At 45.2% G+C, this 20,459-nt stretch carries 19 protein-coding genes; 8 read left to right on the top strand and 11 right to left on the bottom strand.

Annotation, left to right across the window (positions count from 1 at the left end; translation table 11 throughout):
• Positions 1-20: 20 nt before the first annotated feature.
• The 5 genes from MMOL_RS00525 to MMOL_RS00505 all read right to left on the bottom strand — a co-directional run bounded on the left by MMOL_RS00525 (position 21) and on the right by MMOL_RS00505 (position 6,497).
• A complete protein-coding gene (locus tag MMOL_RS00525) occupies positions 21-2,390 on the bottom strand; it encodes a TonB-dependent receptor (RefSeq protein ID WP_012777475.1) in 2,370 nt (789 codons plus the stop codon).
• A 326-nt stretch (positions 2,391-2,716) separates the two neighbouring features.
• The gene (locus MMOL_RS00520) at positions 2,717-3,499 is read right to left on the bottom strand and encodes an ABC transporter permease (RefSeq protein ID WP_202943668.1); all 783 of its coding nucleotides are present in this window, start codon (positions 3,497-3,499) and stop codon (positions 2,717-2,719) included.
• A gap of 16 nt (positions 3,500-3,515) precedes the next feature.
• Entirely contained in the window at positions 3,516-4,292 is a 777-nt protein-coding gene (locus MMOL_RS00515) for an ABC transporter permease (protein WP_012777473.1), read from the bottom strand.
• 2 nt (positions 4,293-4,294) lie between these two features.
• Positions 4,295-5,386 carry an ABC transporter substrate-binding protein gene (locus tag MMOL_RS00510; RefSeq protein ID WP_012777472.1) on the bottom strand — a complete coding sequence of 364 codons (1,092 nt, stop codon included), beginning with the start codon at positions 5,384-5,386 and terminating at the stop codon, positions 4,295-4,297.
• Between the two features lie 70 nt (positions 5,387-5,456).
• Positions 5,457-6,497 carry an ABC transporter substrate-binding protein gene (locus tag MMOL_RS00505; protein WP_012777471.1) on the bottom strand — a complete coding sequence of 347 codons (1,041 nt, stop codon included), beginning with the start codon at positions 6,495-6,497 and terminating at the stop codon, positions 5,457-5,459.
• A gap of 403 nt (positions 6,498-6,900) precedes the next feature.
• Between MMOL_RS00505 and MMOL_RS00500 the strand changes: the two genes are divergently transcribed.
• The 4 genes from MMOL_RS00500 to MMOL_RS00485 are packed head-to-tail and all read left to right on the top strand — an operon-like array spanning position 6,901 to position 9,786.
• Positions 6,901-7,794 (top strand): ABC transporter ATP-binding protein, encoded by an 894-nt coding sequence (locus MMOL_RS00500; RefSeq protein WP_012777470.1) that lies wholly within the window; start codon positions 6,901-6,903, stop codon positions 7,792-7,794.
• A 39-nt stretch (positions 7,795-7,833) separates the two neighbouring features.
• Positions 7,834-8,640: an energy transducer TonB gene (locus MMOL_RS00495; RefSeq protein ID WP_012777469.1), complete on the top strand. Its 807-nt coding sequence runs from the start codon at positions 7,834-7,836 to the stop codon at positions 8,638-8,640.
• A 13-nt stretch (positions 8,641-8,653) separates the two neighbouring features.
• Positions 8,654-9,379, top strand: coding sequence for a MotA/TolQ/ExbB proton channel family protein (locus tag MMOL_RS00490; RefSeq protein WP_012777468.1), 726 nt, complete (start codon positions 8,654-8,656; stop codon positions 9,377-9,379).
• Positions 9,379-9,786 (top strand): ExbD/TolR family protein, encoded by a 408-nt coding sequence (locus tag MMOL_RS00485; RefSeq protein ID WP_012777467.1) that lies wholly within the window; start codon positions 9,379-9,381, stop codon positions 9,784-9,786. The genes MMOL_RS00490 and MMOL_RS00485 overlap by 1 nt, the downstream gene beginning before the upstream one ends.
• 84 nt (positions 9,787-9,870) lie before the next feature.
• On the opposite strand, the gene MMOL_RS00480 is transcribed toward MMOL_RS00485, so the two are convergent.
• Both MMOL_RS00480 and MMOL_RS00475 read right to left on the bottom strand, forming a co-directional pair.
• Positions 9,871-10,419 (bottom strand): NAD(P)H-dependent oxidoreductase, encoded by a 549-nt coding sequence (locus MMOL_RS00480; protein ID WP_012777466.1) that lies wholly within the window; start codon positions 10,417-10,419, stop codon positions 9,871-9,873.
• A gap of 179 nt (positions 10,420-10,598) precedes the next feature.
• Positions 10,599-11,717 carry a sigma-54 interaction domain-containing protein gene (locus MMOL_RS00475; protein ID WP_012777465.1) on the bottom strand — a complete coding sequence of 373 codons (1,119 nt, stop codon included), beginning with the start codon at positions 11,715-11,717 and terminating at the stop codon, positions 10,599-10,601.
• A 354-nt stretch (positions 11,718-12,071) separates the two neighbouring features.
• Here MMOL_RS00475 and MMOL_RS00470 point away from each other — a divergent pair, with 354 nt between their 5' ends.
• Complete coding sequence (locus MMOL_RS00470; RefSeq protein ID WP_012777464.1) at positions 12,072-13,085, top strand: catalase family peroxidase; 1,014 nt, start codon at positions 12,072-12,074, stop codon at positions 13,083-13,085.
• 90 nt (positions 13,086-13,175) lie between these two features.
• Here MMOL_RS00470 and MMOL_RS00465 read toward each other — a convergent pair whose 3' ends face one another.
• Positions 13,176-14,528, bottom strand: a complete 1,353-nt coding sequence (locus tag MMOL_RS00465; protein ID WP_012777463.1) for a sensor domain-containing diguanylate cyclase — start codon at positions 14,526-14,528, stop codon at positions 13,176-13,178.
• A gap of 357 nt (positions 14,529-14,885) precedes the next feature.
• On the opposite strand from MMOL_RS00465, the gene ycaC reads away from it, so the two are divergent.
• From ycaC to MMOL_RS00450, 3 genes are all read left to right on the top strand, one after another.
• The gene (gene ycaC, locus MMOL_RS00460; RefSeq protein WP_012777462.1) at positions 14,886-15,512 is read left to right on the top strand and encodes an isochorismate family cysteine hydrolase YcaC; all 627 of its coding nucleotides are present in this window, start codon (positions 14,886-14,888) and stop codon (positions 15,510-15,512) included.
• Positions 15,513-15,607: 95 nt separating this feature from the next.
• Positions 15,608-17,122 carry an alginate export family protein gene (locus MMOL_RS00455; RefSeq protein WP_012777461.1) on the top strand — a complete coding sequence of 505 codons (1,515 nt, stop codon included), beginning with the start codon at positions 15,608-15,610 and terminating at the stop codon, positions 17,120-17,122.
• A gap of 191 nt (positions 17,123-17,313) precedes the next feature.
• Positions 17,314-18,177: a bestrophin family protein gene (locus tag MMOL_RS00450; protein ID WP_012777460.1), complete on the top strand. Its 864-nt coding sequence runs from the start codon at positions 17,314-17,316 to the stop codon at positions 18,175-18,177.
• A 96-nt stretch (positions 18,178-18,273) separates the two neighbouring features.
• On the opposite strand, the gene MMOL_RS00445 is transcribed toward MMOL_RS00450, so the two are convergent.
• From MMOL_RS00445 to MMOL_RS00435, 3 genes are all read right to left on the bottom strand, one after another.
• Entirely contained in the window at positions 18,274-19,005 is a 732-nt protein-coding gene (locus MMOL_RS00445; RefSeq protein ID WP_012777459.1) for an LrgB family protein, read from the bottom strand.
• Positions 18,995-19,342: a CidA/LrgA family protein gene (locus MMOL_RS00440; RefSeq protein ID WP_012777458.1), complete on the bottom strand. Its 348-nt coding sequence runs from the start codon at positions 19,340-19,342 to the stop codon at positions 18,995-18,997. Before MMOL_RS00440 ends, MMOL_RS00445 begins: the two co-directional genes overlap by 11 nt.
• A gap of 309 nt (positions 19,343-19,651) precedes the next feature.
• A complete protein-coding gene (locus MMOL_RS00435; protein WP_012777457.1) occupies positions 19,652-20,458 on the bottom strand; it encodes an oxidoreductase in 807 nt (268 codons plus the stop codon).
• Position 20,459 lies beyond the last annotated feature (1 nt).

Genomic DNA, 20,459 nt, shown 5'->3' with positions numbered 1-20,459 from the left:
ATCAACACTTGCGTGGATAATTACCAGCGTGTGGTGACCGAAACGCCAACTGTTCTTGGCGCCGCCCAATAAACGCTATCGCCATTAACGCCCTGAGCTGCGTTAAAAGCTGGCAATGAGTGGTTTTTGTACTCTTTATCAAATAGATTATTCACGTAGCCGGTAAATAAATACTTGTCATTGTGCGTGGCAAATGAAATCCTTGCATTTGCCAAGGTGTAAGCCTCTTGATTCAAGTGACCACGTGCTTCAGATTGTGGATCAATAAAGTAATACTGTTTGGCTTGGTAGCGAGCATCTGCACCAATAATCACCTTACCGTAGCGTACAGGGATACGATAATCCGCAGCAAGCTGTGCCGTTACATGCGGCGCACGTACTAATGATCTACCACTCAAATCTGCCCCGCCGTTCACTACCTGTAAACTATCATAATCTGCATCTAACAAGCCTAGGCTGGCATTGACATGCAAATTCTCTAGCGGCAATGCCTCCACCTCAAACTCTGCACCGTTTACAGTGGCTTTTTTCGCATTCTGCAAATAAGAAACTGTAGTTCCTGCATTAGCGTTAAAGCCAACAACATTCACCTGTACATCTTTATAGTTGTAATGGAACAAGCTGGTATTGAAGTTTAAACGCCCACCTAGCCACTCTGATTTGTAACCAAGCTCATAAGCATCTAACTGCTCCGGCTTTACCGTATTGACCGCGGCTAGATTAGTGGCAGCAGTATTAAAGCCGCCAGACTTCTCGCCATGCGAGTACTTTGCATATACACGGTCGTGCGGAGTGATCTTATACTCTGGAGTAATATCGTAAGTAATCGCGTTCCAGGTCTTGGAGTTTTTAGCGCTAAACGTGCCTGAGCCTGCTGGACCTGCTGATGCATATCCACCAGTATAGGTGCTCCACCACTGTGCCAGATTGCTCCATGAGCCTGTGCCGGTCGAGCCTTTTCTATTTAGCTCATATTCCTTGGTTTCACGCGTCCATCTCAAACCTAAGGTCGCATTGAGCTGCTCGGTAAAGTTATAAGTATTACTGCCGAACAAGGCAAAGCTCTCTGCATTATGCGTTAAGTCTGATTTGTTATAAGTTGCACCCGGTGGCGCACCAGCCAATCCCGGCACGGTGGCAGATGGTAATTTAGCACCTTGCGTACTAAAATTCACATTCTCATTAAAGTAGTGAGCACCCGCCAACCAGTTCCAACGGTCTTCTTTCGGTGATGCTAACCTAAACTCTTGTGAAAACTGATGGCTCTTGCCATCGGTATGCGATCTGGAAATCTCAAGTGGCGTAAAGTCGTTATCGGTCAATATTTCAGACTGAAAATCTTCATAGCCGGTGATAGAGGTTAGCGCCAAACGACCCAGCTGCCATTTCAAATTCAAGCTCACGCCATTTTGCGTGTTATCACTATAATCAGGCGCATTGGTGCTGACATGCGTAATGTTTTTACTTGGCGCGTAGCCGTTGCGCAGCACACCATTAGCTGCATAACTTCTGGTAGTGGTAATCGCGCCATCCGTTTCATATTTACGGTAATGCACGTTTAGCAGCGCCTCTACATCAGGCGTTAAAATAGCCAGCAACTGCCCACGAATCGCCCCTTCTGATAAGCCGCCATCATTACTGCCGGTAAACTGGTTTTTCAAACGACCATCTTGGTCTTCTTGTAAAAACGACACGCGGCCAGCTAAGCGCTCATCAATAATCACGCCGCCTACGCCCCCTTGTACGATTCTGTCGTTATAGCTGCCATAATCCACTTTCACATAATTATCTTTGGTATCGGTATTAAACGATGGTTTTTTTGAAACGACACTCACCGCACCGCCAGTCGTGTTTTTACCCCATAACGTGCCTTGTGGGCCGCGTAGCACCTCTACACGCTCGATATCAAATAAGGGAAAGCCTGTAGCACTGGCATTACTGATATAGACTTCATCCAAATAGAACCCGACCGGGTTTGATAAATCATATTGCTGCTGGCCTGCCCCTACACCGCGAATCCACCAACGTGGTCGCCCATGCTGCTGTGTTGCAGCTGACGCATTGGGCACATAATTCAGCACCTCACTGGCTGAGCGCCCCACCCCTTGATCAAGCAAATCTTTACCGCCTAAAGCTGTAATCGCTGTTTTTACTTCCTGCACACTCTCCTCACGCTTTTGTGAAGTCACCGTCACAGAAGGTAGCGCTACACCTTCTGCTTTGGACTTATCTTCAGACTGGGCGGATACAACCTCCTCAGCATAAGACAGATTGGCATTAAGGACCGTAGCCGCACTAATTGCTAATGCTAGTGATACATTTTTTACCAGCGGCTTTAACTGGAAAATAGCCTGACGCGGATGGGCGCCTTTAATTTCTTTACTTCTCATTGAATACTCTCTTTAACTGTGATTAAAATTTTCATGGCATATATGCCTTAACAGTTATAGAGAGTGCAGAATATGTGCCAAGTCTAAATCACAGAACAACCTGTTGATTTAATTGAACATAAATAGCAACCAACCAATTGGCACATGATTATTCTTGTTGTATATGCAGCAACAATTAAAACAGTTGCTTGTTAATAAACAGCCGATATTGATGGTTTATGGCTCAAGCTCATATGAAAAAAATGGCTGAAAAATCTATAAAAAAAGCGGTGCATCCGAAGACGCACCGCACACATATCAGGAGAACCGCTTTGCTTAATACTGCATTAGCGTACGCTGCGCCAACGCAGCAGATATTGACGTAGATGAGACAGACTAGCGTTCATCAGTAAACCGGTCAAACCGATACTGACCACAGCCACAATCACAATATCCATTCTTGATGACTCCTGCGCCATCAGCATCAACCCACCAACACCAGGGCCGGTAGAAAATAGCAGCTCAGAGCCTACGGTAGAGACCCAGGCAAAAGCTAATGCATGCATAAACCCGGTCATGATTGATGGCGTGGCAGCAGGCAATAAAACATGTACTAACAACTGCAAACGGTTAAATTTAAGCACCGATGCTACTTCTACATACTTACGCTCTATGCCTCGCATGCCCTCAAACGTATTCAGCACGATGGGATAAAATGCCGCAAGACTGACAATCAGGATTTTAGAAAACAGATCATTGCCAAACCATAAGGCGATTAACGGGATTAATCCCAGCAACGGTACCTGTCGCAAAGTATGATACAGCGGTCCGATTAATTTATTGGCAAATGGCGACACGGCCATTAAACCACCCACCATCAGGCCGAAAAATCCGCCTATGAGCAACCCAATTACAGTAGTCTGTAAAGTTGCCACGAGATTAATCAACAACTCTCCGCTTTGAATCAGCTCGACAAAACCGCCGCCGATTTGGCGTAAAGGCACAAAAATATAGGTATAAGCATCCCCCTGCCGCGACATAAACTCCCACATCACGGCTACTGTAGTCGGCAGTAGCAGCCCTCTCAAATGCGTAATCCTCGATGAAAACTGATTAATTATACTCATCATTACCTCTGCTAATTAGTTAGCTTTGTTTCCAGCGGCCAAGATGCGTCTCTACAGAGCGCAAACTGCGGTCTAGCAAAAAGCCGATCACCCCAGTGACCAACACCCCCACCAAAACAATATCTATTCTGAACATCTGCCTACCCATTTCCATCATTTGCCCTATGCCGCTGTCTGCCGCTATCAACTCCGCTGCCACCAGCACCATCCAAGAACGCCCCAGCGCCAGACGCAGCCCTGTCAGTATCGGTGGTACCGTCGCAGGCAGAATAACCTGCCGAACTAAGCTTACGTGGGATAGTTGATACACTTTAGACACTTCGAAATAACTGCTTGGAATGTTTTTAACCGCATCATAGGTGGCAAGTGTAATTGGGAAAAAGGCTGCTTTAGCCACCACCACAATCTTGAACGTCTCTTCCACCCCAAAAATCATAACCAACATAGGGATAAAAGCGATAGTTGGCACCTGTCGTAAGGCATTAAAGGTAGGTGCAAAAAATGCATCTATAGGCTTAAACAGCCCCATCAATACACCGAATACTAAGCCTAGCAATGAGCCGATAGCGAAGCCCAACACCAGACGATACAAGCTGTCATGCAGATGTGATTGCAGCTCACCATTACCCCAAAGCTCGTGCGCAGTTTGATACACACCAGCGGGTGAAACTAAAATCTGCTCCGGAAATATGCCTGCACTGCATACCCATGCCCATGCAAGCAACAGCACAGCAGGCGACACAAAAAACAATGCATTAGTATGCAGACTATTCGCTATATTCCTTATCCTTGTCATGGCTAAGCCCCTCTAAACGCAGGTTTCCTCGGTTGCCAGTAACCTTCAAGCTTAAGCTCCTTGATTGCTGCATTTAAAAAGCGCGCATCAAACAATTGCTTGGTATTAATATCCTTGCGAATAAGGTTGGCCTGTCGGCTATATTGAGCAACATTGGCATAGTGATCTAGCACTAGGTCATCAAACAGTGGGCTCCAGCGTAGCTTCCATGATACGGAGTCATCTGAATATTCACGTCTGAATACGTTTTCAGGCTGGCCATTTTGATTCGCAATCTTCAAATACTCATCCAGATGTGCTTCTTGCGAGGTCCAGTACACTGCTCTCACGTAAGCAGTAGCAATAATCTGCGTGATAGCAGGGTTTTGCGCAATAAAGTCTTTGGCGCCCCATAACTCAGCTCGCATTTTCCAATCTTGTGCCGCGCTCTTGGTGGACCAAATAATCTTGCCTACTTTTTTATCCTCCAGCTGATAGGCATCGCTCAACGTAACAAAGGCATCTACATTGCCGGCAGCTAAAGCAGCGGCGCCAGCACCCGGATTTAAGTTAGATATTTTGAAATCTGAAAATTTGAACCCGCTTGCTGCCACATAGCGGGCAAACGCTATTTCCCAAGGGCGGCCGCGGTGCAAAGCAATGCGTTTACCTTTTAGGTCAGCCAGCGATTTTGCACTGGAATTAGGCGGCACCACCAGATACACATTATTACCTCGCCCACCTGGCACCACAATGCGCGTTTCTATTCCGCCAGAGTTAAGGATAATCGATGGCAAATCGCCATAACCAGCAAAGTCTATACTCTTATTAGCAAAACCTTCGTTAATGGTCACACCCACAGATTGGGCAGTAACTGGCACCCAGGTAAGGGTTACGCCTTGCTTTTTAAGCTCTTCTTTTAGCCAGCCCTGCTCCTCCACGATAGCAGCCGTGCCGTTAAAACCTATCTTGCCATTAACGTTGTAGGCTACGGTTGCAATCCTGACCTCTTTAGCAGGGTCTGCATTGGCATCGGTGAACAGGCCAAACATAAATGCCAAGCCCACCAACAACCACGCAATAACAGGGGTTCTATTTTTAATACTGAAATTCATTTTGTTCTCACATTCAAATACAAAAATTAGCCAGAGACTCTTAATACCAAGCCTATCAGGCAATAATCGCCTAGCGCTTGCTGATCACAGCATCGTAAGGTCTGGTATCAATCCAATCATTCACATTGAATGGCTTAGGAATAAATTCCCAACGGTGCAGAAAATTCACAAAATCCTGCAATCCATCAATAGACGTCTGTGCAAAATCGGTTTGCAGACGCAGATGTGCATCTGCGCCATACGCTACACTTACCCAATATTCACTACTGTTGGTTTCTTTAGCCAAGAAGCGACGTGTTTCATCAGGGTGTACATGTGCCCAATCTTCAGCGCGAAGCACCTGTTCCACGATACGCTCAGCCGCATCAAAATGATTTTCAATTAGATGAGTATCCACACTCAAAGTACGTGGTGTACCATTATTGGAACGAATCAACGGCTCAGGATGCGCTCCAGTATCAATGACCGTCACAAGATTTAGCTGACTCGCTAGTGCTACTGCGCTTGCCCCTTTGAGAAAAATGGCATCCACCTCACCACGTAGCAAACCTATTAATTCGTCGTTACGGCTGCCTGACTGGCTGCCGAAGATGTAGCTACCATCCGCACTTTTTTTAGCTGGCGCGTCGCTGTAGCCAATGCCAATCTCGTAATCCACAATCTCAACATCGCTTACCGCCAAGCCGTCTAAACTAAGTGCATTTTCTAATCCGCGTAACGCTTGTGCACGAACAAAATCAATCTGTACATTTACCCACCTAGGCAAACCAAACTTTCTACCTTTTAAATCTTTAACATTGCGTATACCAGAACTAGGCGTAGTTAAAATCAGCTGAGCCTCATCTGCCCATGACAGACCAATTACCTTGGTTTCGCGACCAATAGCACGTGCCCATATCGCTGGGATATTACCGCCATGCCGGACTGAATTAGCTAAAGTATGGTCAAAGTGCGATTCGCGTACTGATTGATTATTTGACTCACGCAATGATTCAATCTTGGTAGATTTCGCGCGAAAACTCTCCTCTAACCAGCCTTTTTGCACGGCTATGCCTAATCCTGTTGGCACAGGGCAACGTGTATACCAAAGTGTGTCTAATGCTGTACTCATGATTTCTCCCTAAATATTTAATGCGTGGACACACGCAAAACTTGATTAGGATTGAGCACGCTTCATGCCAACAAATAAAATATATACGAATCAATAACATATATAACAAAAACTTAATTTACGAGCCAATCTGCTGATTACACCGCAGAGCATATGCGGCAACAGCAACAGTGCTGTTGCCTAAGCAGCAGCCTAAGCATGCACACGGATCCAAATACATATGCTGCCAATTCAACAGCAATCATTTATCGACTGTTGCTTAAGCAACAAATAAAAGGCTTAAAAATACACATAAATTACTTAACTATATGTTTATAAACATAAGTTTATTTTGGCATGGCGTTTGCAGTATAGATTCAGAGCCATTCGTGGCAATTGTTTATTGGTATGGAGAATTTAAGGCATGACAACATATAACGTGGCTATAGACTTTAGCAAAAGCGCAGCACCTTTTAACAAGGTGAATATAGCAACAGATTCCCCTGCTGCACTTCATCCTCATAAAAACCTGATCACCACCAAAACTAATAAAACGATAAATAAAGAGTCTTTATTGATTCAGGACGTAGTAAAAAGCTACCAACTGCAAAATACGACGCTTAAAGTGCTTGATGGCATTAACCTTGAGATTATTCCAGGTGAGTTTTTATCTATCGTTGGTACCAGCGGTTGCGGAAAATCTACCTTACTTAGGTTAATCGCTGGTCTAGACACACAGTACGCAGGGTCCATTATCTATCAGGGCAAACTGATAACAGGCACAGACCTAAGCCGCGGCATTGTGTTTCAGGAGCATCGCTTATTCCCATGGATGACTGTGGAAGAAAATATAGACTTAGCTTTTTCTGCCACGGATGTACCTAAACATGAGCGTAAGCTGCGTGTTCAGCAGCAGATTAACGTGGTTGGCTTAACCGGCTTTGAAAAAGCCTACCCCCATCAGATTTCTGGCGGTATGTCACAGCGTGTGGCTATTGCCAGAGCATTGGTGCTAAAGCCCAAACTGTTGCTGTTGGATGAGCCATTTGGCGCATTGGACGCACTGACTAGGCTGAAGCTGCAGCAGGAGCTGCAACGTCTGTGGGAACAAGAGGGCCTCACCACCATATTAGTCACGCATGACGTTGAAGAAGCCATATTTTTGGGTGACCGTATTGTGGTCATGGAGTCCCACCCTGGCCGCATCAAGCGTATCGTCCCTGTACCACTTCCTCGCCCACGCGACCGCTCTTCGTATTTATTCCAAAATATCAAGACTGATGTCATGTCTGACTTCTCGATGACAGGGGTGGAGTAATGCTGGCTGCAAATCATCACCCTTGGCAGAAGGATTAATATGTCTACATTAACCAGATCTTCAGTCGCATTTGCCAGTGCTGACATAGAGGCAACGACCGCCTATGACACTGAAACAATAATGTATCCGCACCTCACTGCATACGACTTTAAACCAGATGCTGTAATTGAGCATACGGCCATTAATAAGCGCCATCTATTGGCATTAGGCGCACTCGCGGCGCTCTTGCATGGCGTAGCTGTGATTGCCTATCTGAACTACCAGGCAACACCGGCAGTGCAGCAACCAAAGCTGAATAAGGTGGAGATTGAATTTATCAAAGCCAAGCCACCAGAAGTGATTGAGCCGCCTAAGCCACCGCCTCCACCGCCCAAGATGGTTAAACCGGTAACACCACAAGTAGCAAAACCTGCGCCTGCATTACGCACAGCAGTCGCTCAGGAAAACGTACCAGCCGAGGCTATCACTATTCCAGAGAACCGTCAGGCACCAGTCACTGCGGCACCAATAGTGGCGGCCCCGCCTGCACCAGAAGTCCCAACGGTAAAGGCAGAAGAGCCAATTACTGAGGCAACAGGCAACGCTGCTTATTTAAATAACCCACCGCCAGAATACCCTGCGTTTGCACAGCGCCAGGGCTGGGAAGGCAAAGTTCTGCTACGCGTGCATGTGCTGGCAAACGGCAAGCCGGACAAGGTGGAAATAAAACAATCCAGCGGTCGCAAGACTTTGGATGAATCGGCAAGCAATGCCGTTAGAAACTGGATATTCATACCATCCAAACGTGGTAGCACTGCCATTGATGGCTGGGCGACCGTCCCTATTGAATTCAAACTAGCTAAATAAAGGTAATCTTACTATGTATAATTTTTCTGACACTTCTACCTCCATTGTTGTACAAGCCGTGCTATTAACACTGATTGCAGGGTCTTTTGTCACGTGGACTTTAATCTTGGCCAAATCTTTACAGGTATGGTTAATCCGCAAGCAAAATGTTAAATACAGAGCAGCATTTTGGAGTGCGCGTAATTTCCAATCAGCCGCAGACCTGAAAGACCACAACGGCCCTGCCTACCGGGTGGCTACTGTAGGTTTTAATGTATTAAAAGATATTGACTCCAACACTGCCAATGACTTACAACATTTTGGCGATAGACAAGATGTACTGGAGCGCGCATTACGCCAGCAAATTCAGAAAGAGCGCGTCACCAGAGAGAGCGGTCTAGTAGTGCTAGCGAGCATAGGCAGCACAGCACCATTCGTTGGTCTGTTCGGCACGGTGTGGGGCATCATGCATGCACTCTCTGCCATCGGAAAAACCGGCTCTGCCAGCTTGGATGTAGTGGCGGGCCCAATAGGTGAGGCATTGATTGCAACTGCAGTAGGCATTGCAGTTGCCGTGCCCGCAGTATTGGCTTATAACTTTTTCTTACGCAGATTAAAAACCAGCAGCAATAATCTGGATGACTTTGCAGAAGACTTAATTACTTTGTCACGCAAGGCAACTTTCAGAAAAAATAATGACGCAACCGCTAACCAAGGCGAAAAAGCGGTGGTACACAACCTGAAAGGAGCGGTAGCATAATGGCTTTTTCCTCCCAAAGTGATGGTGATGACGTGTTAAGCGAAATCAACGTCACTCCATTAGTGGATGTGATGTTGGTGCTGCTGGTAGTATTTATTGTGACTGCACCATTGCTCAATAATGCAATCACCGTTAATTTACCCAAAGCGAGTGCAACCAAACTAGCTGACTCCAGCACACCGGTCACTATTAGTGTGAATGCAGAAGGCAACGTTTACATTGATAAACAGGCTGTGGCGCTAGCAGCACTGGAGCCAGAGTTAAAATCAAGATACAACAGCAATCCGGACCAAACTTATCATTTGAATTCAGACGAGTCTGTTAAATATGGTTCAGTTGCAAAAGTCATGGCAGCGATTGAACGCTCTGGTATCACAAAGCTTGCAGTAATCACTCAAGCAAACTAGCCCAACAATACTAACAATCCACAAAAAAATAAAAGCCCATGCATTTCTGCATGGGCTTTTTTCTATGTTGAGTACATTTAAAGTTTAAGCAGCAAGTGCTTGTGCCGTTTTGCTTTCTAGTAGATTAAGCGCCTGATTAACCGCGGTATTAACACGCGCTTCAATCGCCTCGCTATGTAAACGGTAATCGATAAACTCATTATCACGCGCATAAATGGCAGTAGGTGCCGTGGTCACACCAAAAAAGCTAACCAATGGTCTTAACTGATACTCCAGCACCAACGCATGCTGGTCGGTGCCACCAGTAGCAGCCAACACTGCAACCTTACCAACTAATAACTTTGGATCAAGTAGATCAAAAAAATGTTTCAATAGTCCGGTATAGGATGCTTTGTACACAGGGGTGCCAATGATAATTAAATCAGCCTCAGCAATCGCTGCATAAGCATCAAACAACACTTTAGGGAAATCATTATAAGTAACGGTACTGCCTAGCTCTGGTGCAAATTGTGCAATATCAATCAGTGTATGTTTAGCATGTACTTTTTGCGTTACGTTGTTAAGAATATTTTCTACCAATGCTTTGGTACGAGACGGCGCGCTGAGGCTGCCGGAGATAGCAACAACTTTCATTTTTTAATCCTTTGCGAAAAAAGCGTCAATTAAGTAAAACTTACCTATTAACACCAGCACGATTCATGCCTGCAATTAATGGCTAAAAATAGCGTTTATACTAGAATTCTTGGTTAAAAAAGAACACCTCTGCTTGTTATCAAGCAGAGGTGTTGCAAAGTGAACAACACGTTAGCTAACTATTGAATCACGCCAAACTGTTTCAGCAAGGTACGTAATATGTTTCTACTAATACCTAGCACCCGTGCGGTTTGCACCTGATTTTGGCGGCAATATGCATAAGCAGATAACACTAACTTGCGATTTACCGTTTCATATAAATGCTCAGGCTCAGATTGAATAATTTCGTTAAGCGCTTTATCCAAGGTGCACACTTCATTGCTTGCATATTGAAAAGCGTTGCCCGCAAACGCGCCAGACGCTGAACCTGCTGCCGCCTGTATCGCTGGCAAATTTAAATCGCGCGGACGTAGCTCATTACCATCACTCACCAATAACGCACGATGAATAACATTTTCAAGCTCACGAATATTGCCAGGCCATGGGTAGTCATGCAGCAGCTTGATGGTTTCGGATGCTAATGTCGGCTGTTTTGTATGCAGGCGATTTTTGTAGATGGACAGAAAGTGCTCGGTCAACGGCAAAATATCACCAACTCTATTACGCAAAGGCGCAATCTGAATCGGCACTACATTAATCCGATAGTACAAATCTTCCCTAAAGCGGCCGGCTTTGACTGCATCTTCCAAATTGACATTGGTCGCAGCTACCAGCCGCACATCAATAGGCGTGGCTTTTCTAGAGCCGACACGTACAATCTCTCGCTGCTGAATAACGCGCAATAATTTAACTTGTGTAGATAGTGGTAAATCACCAATCTCATCCAAGAACAAAGTTCCGCCATTAGCACTTTCAAACCACCCCTGCTTGCTGGATACAGCACCGGTAAACGATCCCTTCTCATGCCCAAACAACTCACTCTCTACCAAAGACTCAGAAAATGCACCGCAATTAATCGCGGCGAATGGGCCATGTTTACGCGGGCTTAATGCGTGCAAGTGGCGCGCCACTAGCTCTTTACCCGTGCCGGTCTCGCCCATAATAAAAGCAGTAACATCACTAGGGGCAACCCGTTCGATCAATGACAGCAACTTGCTTGACTCTGGGTCTTCAAACACCAACGCACTTGCCCTAATTGAAAGGCTAACCTGATTGAGATTTTTAAAGGTGATAACAGGCGGGCCGCTTCTTGCCTTATATTCAGCCTCACCATATTCGTTAAATTCTATATGCCCCATAAAGTACCCCTAATGCAATTTAGGCTGGATAATATAACGGCATATATATAACTTTTAATATTTAAAACTTATATATTAAAAACTAACAATTATAAAGAACTGCGAATCTGTTTATCCTAGCCATGCTCAGACAATACTGCCCATGCACACTAATTTTTATCTTCATCAAGCTTATGACTCATTTATTTTACAGCGGGCCGGATAAGAGTAATATTCGAATCCATATCATCAGATAATATGGTTCTGCCAATAGTAAATGCGCTGCACATTTTTCTCAGCGCCAGCCTGATTGACCATTTAACAACAGCATCAGCTTTATACTTACTCACCCACATTTATACTTAGGACAACTCCATGAAAACAAAAAATACCTTAATTAAAAGTTTTGCCCTCACCGCTCTAGTATTCAGCATGAGTAATGTTTATGCAGAGGATGCAACTGAAAGTGATAAACCAGTCACTGAACAAATTGTGAACACCCTCACCAAACTATCAGGTGGGCCACACAAAGGCTATCGCGCCAACCACGCCAAGGGCATTGTGGCGCAAGGTGAATTTGTACCGGCAAAATCGGCAGCTAGCCTCAGCAGTGCCGCGCACCTGCAAACCAAAGCCAGCCCTGTCACTGTGCGTTTTTCCGATGCGACAGGCTTGCCAACCATCCCGGATGCCGATGGTAACTCTTTCCCTAAAGGCATCGCCATTCGCTTTCAACTTGCAGATGCAAGCTATACCGATATTGTAAGTATTTCTACCAATGGCTTTCCGGCAGCCACGCCTGAAGACTTTTTAGGGCTACTCAACGCCATTGCAGCAAGTGGCGCGGGCGCTGCCAAACCAACACCAATAGAACAATTTTTAGGCTCGCATCCTGCAGCGCTCAGCTTTGTACAAATGCCCAAACCAGCACCGGTGAGCTTTGCCACAGAAGCTTATTACGGGGTAAACGCATTTGCATTTACCAATGCCCAAGGCGAAACCCAATATGGGCGCTACCGCATCACCCCTATCAACGGTACAGAGTTTCTAAGTAAAGAGCAGTCTACAAATGCCGCCCCCAACTATTTGGTGGACGAATTGCCACTACGTTTAAGCAAAGCACCAGCTAAGTTCAAAATCAGCGTGCAGTTAGCGGCTAAAGACGATGAGGTGAATGATCCAACCGTGGTGTGGCCAGAAAATAGAAAGCTGGTAGAACTGGGTACACTCACGCTGAAAAATATAGATGCCAATGGCGTAGCATTTGAAAAAGCCACCATGTTCAGCCCGCTCAATTTAGTGGACGGCATCGCCGCCTCTGATGACCAGATACTATTAGCACGCCCAGGAGCATATGCAGTGAGCTTTGGCAGACGATTCGGTCAGTAGTATTGCGCTAAAACTGAGGGTTTAATTAAATGAATAAATAAACCCTCAGTTACTTAACTTTGCTTATGCATAACGCCACTGAAATAAGATCTATTTCTGATAAAAGTTAAATCGGTTACGCCCTTGCGCTTTGGAATCATATAAAGCGATATCCGCTTCTTTTAACAGCTCTTTAATACCGACAGGATTTTCCGGGTCGTAAACCGAAACTCCTATGCTTAAATGTATCGTTATTTCTTTATCTAACACTAACCAGGGGCTGGCAAACACCTCGGTGAGCTTATGTGCAATAGAGTGCACATTTTCTAAAACTTTAAACTCTTTCAATAGCACAATAAACTCATCGCCACCGACTCGGCTCACAGTATCGGTATCACGTAGCGTAGCCTTGATACCATTAGCCACGGTTTTAATCACCTCATCTCCAAAATCATGGCCATAGGTATCATTGATTTTCTTGAAATAATCGATATCAATAATTAAAACCGCCATCATTTTGTGCGAGCGGTTACAGGAGTGATAGGCAATATCCATGCGATCCTGTAGCAGTCTACGATTCGGCAGGTGGGTCAAACTATCCAGCATGGCCTGTTCAGACAGCCTACGCATGGCGTGAATCATGCGATAAACCGCCGCGCCACAGAACAGGCTAAATAAAAATCCAAGCAACTGGTAAACAATAAACTGATCGGTAAAGGCGTTGGAGTGGTTTTTAATCGCCCACTCCCATTTGCCATTGGGCACGACACTGGTCTGCTTATAGGTGTTTTTATCTGCAAACAATTGCGGATCACCATAAAACACCGTTTTACTGCCATATGAACGAATCGCGAATTGGTGATTTTTGGGCGTATTTTTAAATGCCGCCGACAAAAACTCATCGGTATTGATCACCGTAGACATGATGCCCCAATACTCGTCATCCAAATATATCGGGTAGCGGTAAATAAAACCCCGGCCACCTTGCAATAAATCAACCGGGCCATCAAACACCCCTTCGCGGCTGTCCACCGCCTGTTTCACCTTGGGCCATTGTTTGGGTATATCGCGGAAATCCTTACCAATGATTTGTGAATTACTCTCTTCCGGGTACACGTAAGTAATTTTGTAGCCTACGGCCACACCCAGATTACGCACATGTTTGGAGCGCTGCCATAAATCTTTGAGAATAAATTTAATTTTCTCTGGGCGCAGATCATCGCGGTAAGCCGAAATAAAGCTCGCCATGCCATTAGAAATAAACAGCAGTGAATTTAACTCACGATCCACCTCAGTCCACAGCAGGTTGCCATAAACAGAGGACTTCAGCGTTTCATCTGCCTTTAACTTTTGCTTTTGCAGATTGAGAAAATGATTAAGAAAAAGGAATACCACCAGCGTAGTGACTACAGCGGCTACGAGGCACTTGAGATTCCATTTCTTATCTGAACTCATTAATTTCATCTGTATCAATGGCTTATATATGCAATAGCATTAGCAACAATGGCGTGTAAGGAACGCTTGGGGGCTGACAATCTTTCATCTGAGGCTAGACTCAGATTTGATTGGATATTTACTGACATATTAGCATCACTAAAGAATTGTTTAACGAATTGTTGCCTGTTCCCGGCTAAAACGCATCTGGGCACACTCAAACCATTATTGTCACAGGATTAAGTTAGGTTGGGCTATTGTTCATTTAAATGAAAAGTAATTTGTCATCTAACCATCTAGTGCACAACATTTCATCTCCGTATAGTGGGAACCGTTCCAGCAACAAACAAATTAAACACTAAAACATTATTAAAAAAGGAAATGAAAATGAACAAACCATACGTACGTCTAGACCGCGACAACGCAGTAGTATTACTAGTAGATCACCAAGCAGGCCTGTTATCTTTAGTACGCGATATTGAGCCAGATCGCTTTAAGAACAATGTATTGGCATTGGCAGATTCTGCTAAGTACTTTCAGTTGCCAACCATCTTAACGACTAGCTTTGAGAATGGTCCTAACGGTCCGTTGATGCCTGAGTTAAAAGAGATGTTCCCTGATGCGCCTTATATTGCACGTCCTGGCCAAATCAATGCGTGGGATAACGAGGACTTCGTGAAGGCGATTAAAGCCACAGGTAAGAAGCAGATCATCATTGCCGGCGTGGTGACCGAGGTGTGTGTAGCATTCCCAGCACTGGCTGCGATTGAAGAGGGTTTTGAGGTGTTTGTGGTGGCGGATGCTTCTGGCACATTTAATGAAATGACGCGTGATGCGGCATGGCGCCGTATGGAAGCTGCCGGTGTTCAGTTCATGACTTGGTTTGGGGTGGCTTGTGAGTTACATCGTGATTGGCGTCGTGATATTGAGGGCTTGGCGACTTTGTTATCTAACCATATCCCTGATTACCGTAATCTCATCACTTCTTTTAACGCGCAAAGCACTAAGAAATAGTTATTAAAATCAGAAGGGGAATACCCCCTTCTGCCCCGCTTGTTATTTATCTCAATTAACTCGCCATTAAACCAGCATCTTAGAATTTTTAAATCATGAACAACATAATCAAAACTTCTGGCGCGGTACCAATTAGATTAACTGCAGCAATGATGGCTGGTGTCATCACTTTTCCGGCCATGGCCGCAGATTACAGTGTTGTTGATCACCAGCAGCATGAAACCCAGTTCGTTCATCCCCATGAATCAATCCTTGCAGAAGACGTACCGTTTGGCGCACCAAACGCTAAACCACCACCTTATACTATCTTGCGCTACACAGAGCGCTATTCTTATCTGGCAGACCCTGCAAAACGTAACGACCCATTTGATGCATTTAAATACATCCCGTTAGACCCTGAAAATACTGAAAGCTACCTTTCTTTCGGCGGAGAAATCAGAGAGCGCTACGAGCAGTCTCACAATCAAGCCTTTGGTATTAAGGGCGCAGACAGTGACCATTATGGCTTACAAAGAATCATGCTGCATGCGGACGTGCATGCAAATGAACGCCTACGGTTCTTTGTGCAAGGAATCTCCAGTGTGCAGTTTGGCGGCGAGCAAAAGTTAGACGTGAACCAGAACCCGCTAGACTTACAGCAAGCCTTTGTTGACTATACCTTTGGCGACCCAAGCCCAAATGGGAACAGGCAAACCATTCGTGCAGGCAGGTTCTCCATGAGTTACGGCTCTGGCAGACTGATTGCCACCCGAGCGGGGCCAAATACGCAACTTAAATTCGATGGTTTACAGTTTATTCATTCTAACGAGGGCAATAAGAAACTATACGGATTTATTACCCGCCCAGTAAAAGAAGATAGATACGAAGCAGATAAGCCAAATCAAGCACAGACCTTTAGTGGTATCTATGCCAGCACACCATTAAGCGCCACATCTGGCGCCAGTGTAGACGCTTACTACCTCAACTACCGTAATGAAGAAGCCGCTTATGTAGGTGCCAAGGGTACGGAGAATCGGCATACCTTAGGCCTTCGCTGGTTTGGCAAGAACGGCCAATGGGATTACGACTGGGAAGCCGTGGCTCAACTAGGCGAGGTGGGGGACAAAGAGATTCGCGCCTGGACATTCGCCAGCGACACCGGTTACACCTTTAAAGACCTTGCCTGGCATCCACGCTTGGGTGTCAAAGCCGATATCGCAAGTGGTGATAGCAATAAAAAAGACGGCAAATTAGAAACCTTCAATCCATTATTCTTTAAAGCTAACTACTTCAATGATGCCGCGTTTTTTCGCCCAGCCAACTTGGCGGACATTCACGCCTCGCTACAAATGCAGCCCAGAGAAGACCTGACCATCACATTTGGCAGTGACTTTATCTGGAAACACAGCAAGCAAGATGCAATTTACGCAACCACTGGGCGTGTACTGTTACCAGCTGCAGATGCATCCAAATATGTAGGCACCGCATTAGAGGCCGCAGCACAATGGAAAATTAACCGGCATGTGGTCGCTACCGCATCCTATGTGCATATGTACACAGGAACGCAGGTGGACAAAGCTGGTGGCGGTGATATTGATTACCTCGCTACTTGGGTTAGTTTTATTTGGTAGCTTCTTACAAAATTAGCACTATTTCGCGCTAAGGCATGTAATAGATTGAGAATGTTACGTTTAGTTAAGTAGTGCTGGCTTAGCAGCTATCACCCGCAGTGAATACCACTGCGGCACCGCCGTTCCAGCCCAACATTGCTGTCATGCTATACTCGCTGCAAACTTTTAATAGATAGCGTTTAGCAAAAGCAATGATTCAATATAACCCTAAAGACTGGATTATTTTTATCTTCCGTTTTCACGAATCGGATACCTTTAGGCGGCTTATCCCCATGATGATATTCATAGGACTTTACGCCGGTGGCATTGCCTACCTAGAGTTAGAGTTGTGGCAACTATCCGATAAAAGTCATGTGAAGAATATCCCGCTCATGCACACCACGGTTGGTTTTGTACTGTCACTATTATTGGCTTACCGAACCAACACCGCCTACGAGCGCTGGTGGGAAGGCAGAAAAGCATGGGGCGCGTTAGTCAACAACAGCCGCAATTTGGCGCTAAAGCTCTCCGCTTATCTTTCGGAGGAAAGTGACCGCAACTTCTTTAGAAAAGCCATCCCGATCTATGCATCTGTGCTCTCTAAACATTTAGCCAATGAAGAAGTCAGCCTAACACTGTTTGAAGGCTTAGATTTAACCATAAACCATCACACCCACAGCCCTAACCAAGTGGCTAAAATCCTGTTCCAAAAAGCCAATGAGCTCTACACCACAGGGAAAATAACCGGTGACCAGCTCTACCTCATTAAAGACGAACTTGATTCATTTACCGGCGTTTGCGGTGTCTGCGAACGCATTAAAAACACGCCGATCCCCTACTCTTATAGCGCGTTTATTAAAAAATTCATCTTCTTTTACGTGATGACACTACCATTTGGATATGTATTAAGCTTGGGCTATTACGTGATTCCGATTGTCGTGTTTATTTTCTATGTGCTTGCTAGCTTAGAACTGATTGCCGAGGAAATTGAAGACCCATTTGGTAATGACGATAACGATTTACCTACCAAGAAGATTGCAGAAAATATTAAAAAACACGTGGAAGAACTGCTGTAACGACCAATTGTTAACGTTCAAGCACCATGTCTAGCCTTCTTAGCTACAAGGCTTTGGCAGGAATCACTAGATTAGAGTGAGCTTAATTCTATAAATCTAGGTACGAATATACCCAATAATAAATGGTAATAACACGGCGCTCAATACGCCATTTAAGCCCATTGCCATACTCGCATACGTGCCAGCTTCATCATTAACGCTAAACGCACGGGTAATGCCTAAACCATGTGCCCCCACACCAATCGCAGTGCCGCGCATCCACCAATGTTTGATATTGAGCGCGTTAAAAATATACGGCGCTAAAATAGAACCCAACATCCCTGTAATCACCGTAAACACCGCCGTGAGGGTGGGTGAGACATGAATGCGCTCGGCAATACCCATAGCAATGGGCGCGGTGACAGATTTTGCATACATGCTGCCAACTATCGTACTACCAGCACCCATGCTTTTCGCGATAACCACCCCTACAAAAATCGACACCGCACTGCCAATGGTTAATGCTAGTGTAATGGGGAATAACTTACCTTTTAAATCATTAAAGCCTCGATAAATGGGCACGGCTAATGCCACCGTTGCTGTACCCAATAGAAAATGCACAAACTGCGCGCCTTCAAAGTATTTTTGGTAAGGCATGTTCATCAAGGAAATAATGCAAGTAATCAGCAACACCGAAATGGCGACAGGGCTAAATACAGGGTGGCGATTCACTTTAACGTAAATCATGTAACCTAGCTGGTAAGTCGCTAACGTGAGCACCAGCGCAAATAATGGATCGCCCGAAAGATACACCCAAATTTCAGAGATTGGTAAGCGGTTATTCGTCATGGGTCGCTTTCCAGAAAAGCTTAAGCACCAATGCGGTGACGGCAATAGTCAGCACCACGCTCACTAACAACGCCAAAGTGACCGCTAATCCATGCGTTTTGAGGTCGGGTAAAAACAACACAACGCCCACAGATGCAGGCACAAAGAGTAAACCCAAGTGTTGACGGAAAGTATCAGCCACCATCCCCAACGGCTGGTTAACCTCGCCTTTAATGACCAAAAAGCTGAGTAATAACAGCAAGCCAATCACTGGCCCCGGAATATCAGGAATAAAGAATCTGGAGATTAACTCGCCCATCCCTTGCCAGATTAAGATTTGTACTAGACCGTCTATCATTGTGGAGTTTTTCTTAAAAACAATTTTAGGTCGATTGTAATGGGTAACTGCTTTTTTTCAATTACTTATATAAAAAACAGCCTACCATCTTATTAAGATTGATCAAACATTCTTACGAGACATACTGAACGGCCATGACGCTGAGAAGAACATGATCCATGCGATAAGGAGCAGTTCTTTATTTGGCTACTTTTGAACAAGCTAAAGAAGAATGTCACTGAAGGGCGAAAGTGAATGGTGAATATCTAATGTTAAGCGTGAGCATATAGATGCCCACGCTAGTTGGCTTAATGACAATTTTGGATTTAATCAAGCAAGTCCAAACGTTTTTCTTAATCCTTTCTCAACTGGGGCAGCTGGCATAAAACGACGCAATTTAGCCAAAAGTGACGCTTCGCCTTTAGGCGTATGACGCATCTTCCATGCACCTAAAGAAGCTTTAACTATTGTGTCTGCGACTTGATTTGGCATCGGCGCCTTTTGTACGTTGTTTTGAATTGCTTTCGAAACGATACTTAGCTCTTTACTGTAGTCAGAAATTCTCTCTACAGTTTGTGGCGCATTTAAATCCAAATTAGTTTTAGTAAAAGATGGTTCGATCAATGAAACGCGGATGCCAAACTGGCGTACTTCGTGGTCTAGAGACTCAGATAGTCCTTCAATGGCATGCTTAGAAGCCGAATAGAGCGCCATGTAAGGCGCAGGTAGAAAACCCAACACTGAACTGACGTTGACAATTCGGCCTGAACGCTGATGACGCATATGTGGCAACACGGCCTTAATTGTGCGCAATAGTCCGAAAAAGTTAGTGTCGAACAGTGACTGTGCTTCCGCCATCGATGTTTCCTCAGCGGCTCCTAGCAGGGTTACGCCTGCACTATTCACCAGTACATCGATACGCTTAGCTTGAGAAATAATCGTTTCGATTCCTCTGGTTATCGATGCTTCGTCTCGTACATCCATTTCGATAAGCACGACACCGGGAATAGCTTGAGATTTACTCAGGTTACGAACGGTGCCAAATACTAGACAGTTCTGCTCAGCCAATTTTTTAGCGACAGTGCGCCCAATACCTGATGATACGCCAGTGACAAGAACTACTTTGGAGGGTGACATG

Origin of the sequence: Methylotenera mobilis JLW8 (assembly GCF_000023705.1) — a bacterium.
GTDB classification, from domain to species: Bacteria; Pseudomonadota; Gammaproteobacteria; order Burkholderiales; family Methylophilaceae; genus Methylotenera; species Methylotenera mobilis.
Note: the sequence above shows the minus strand (reverse complement) of the source record. Positions and strands in the feature narration are given on the sequence as shown.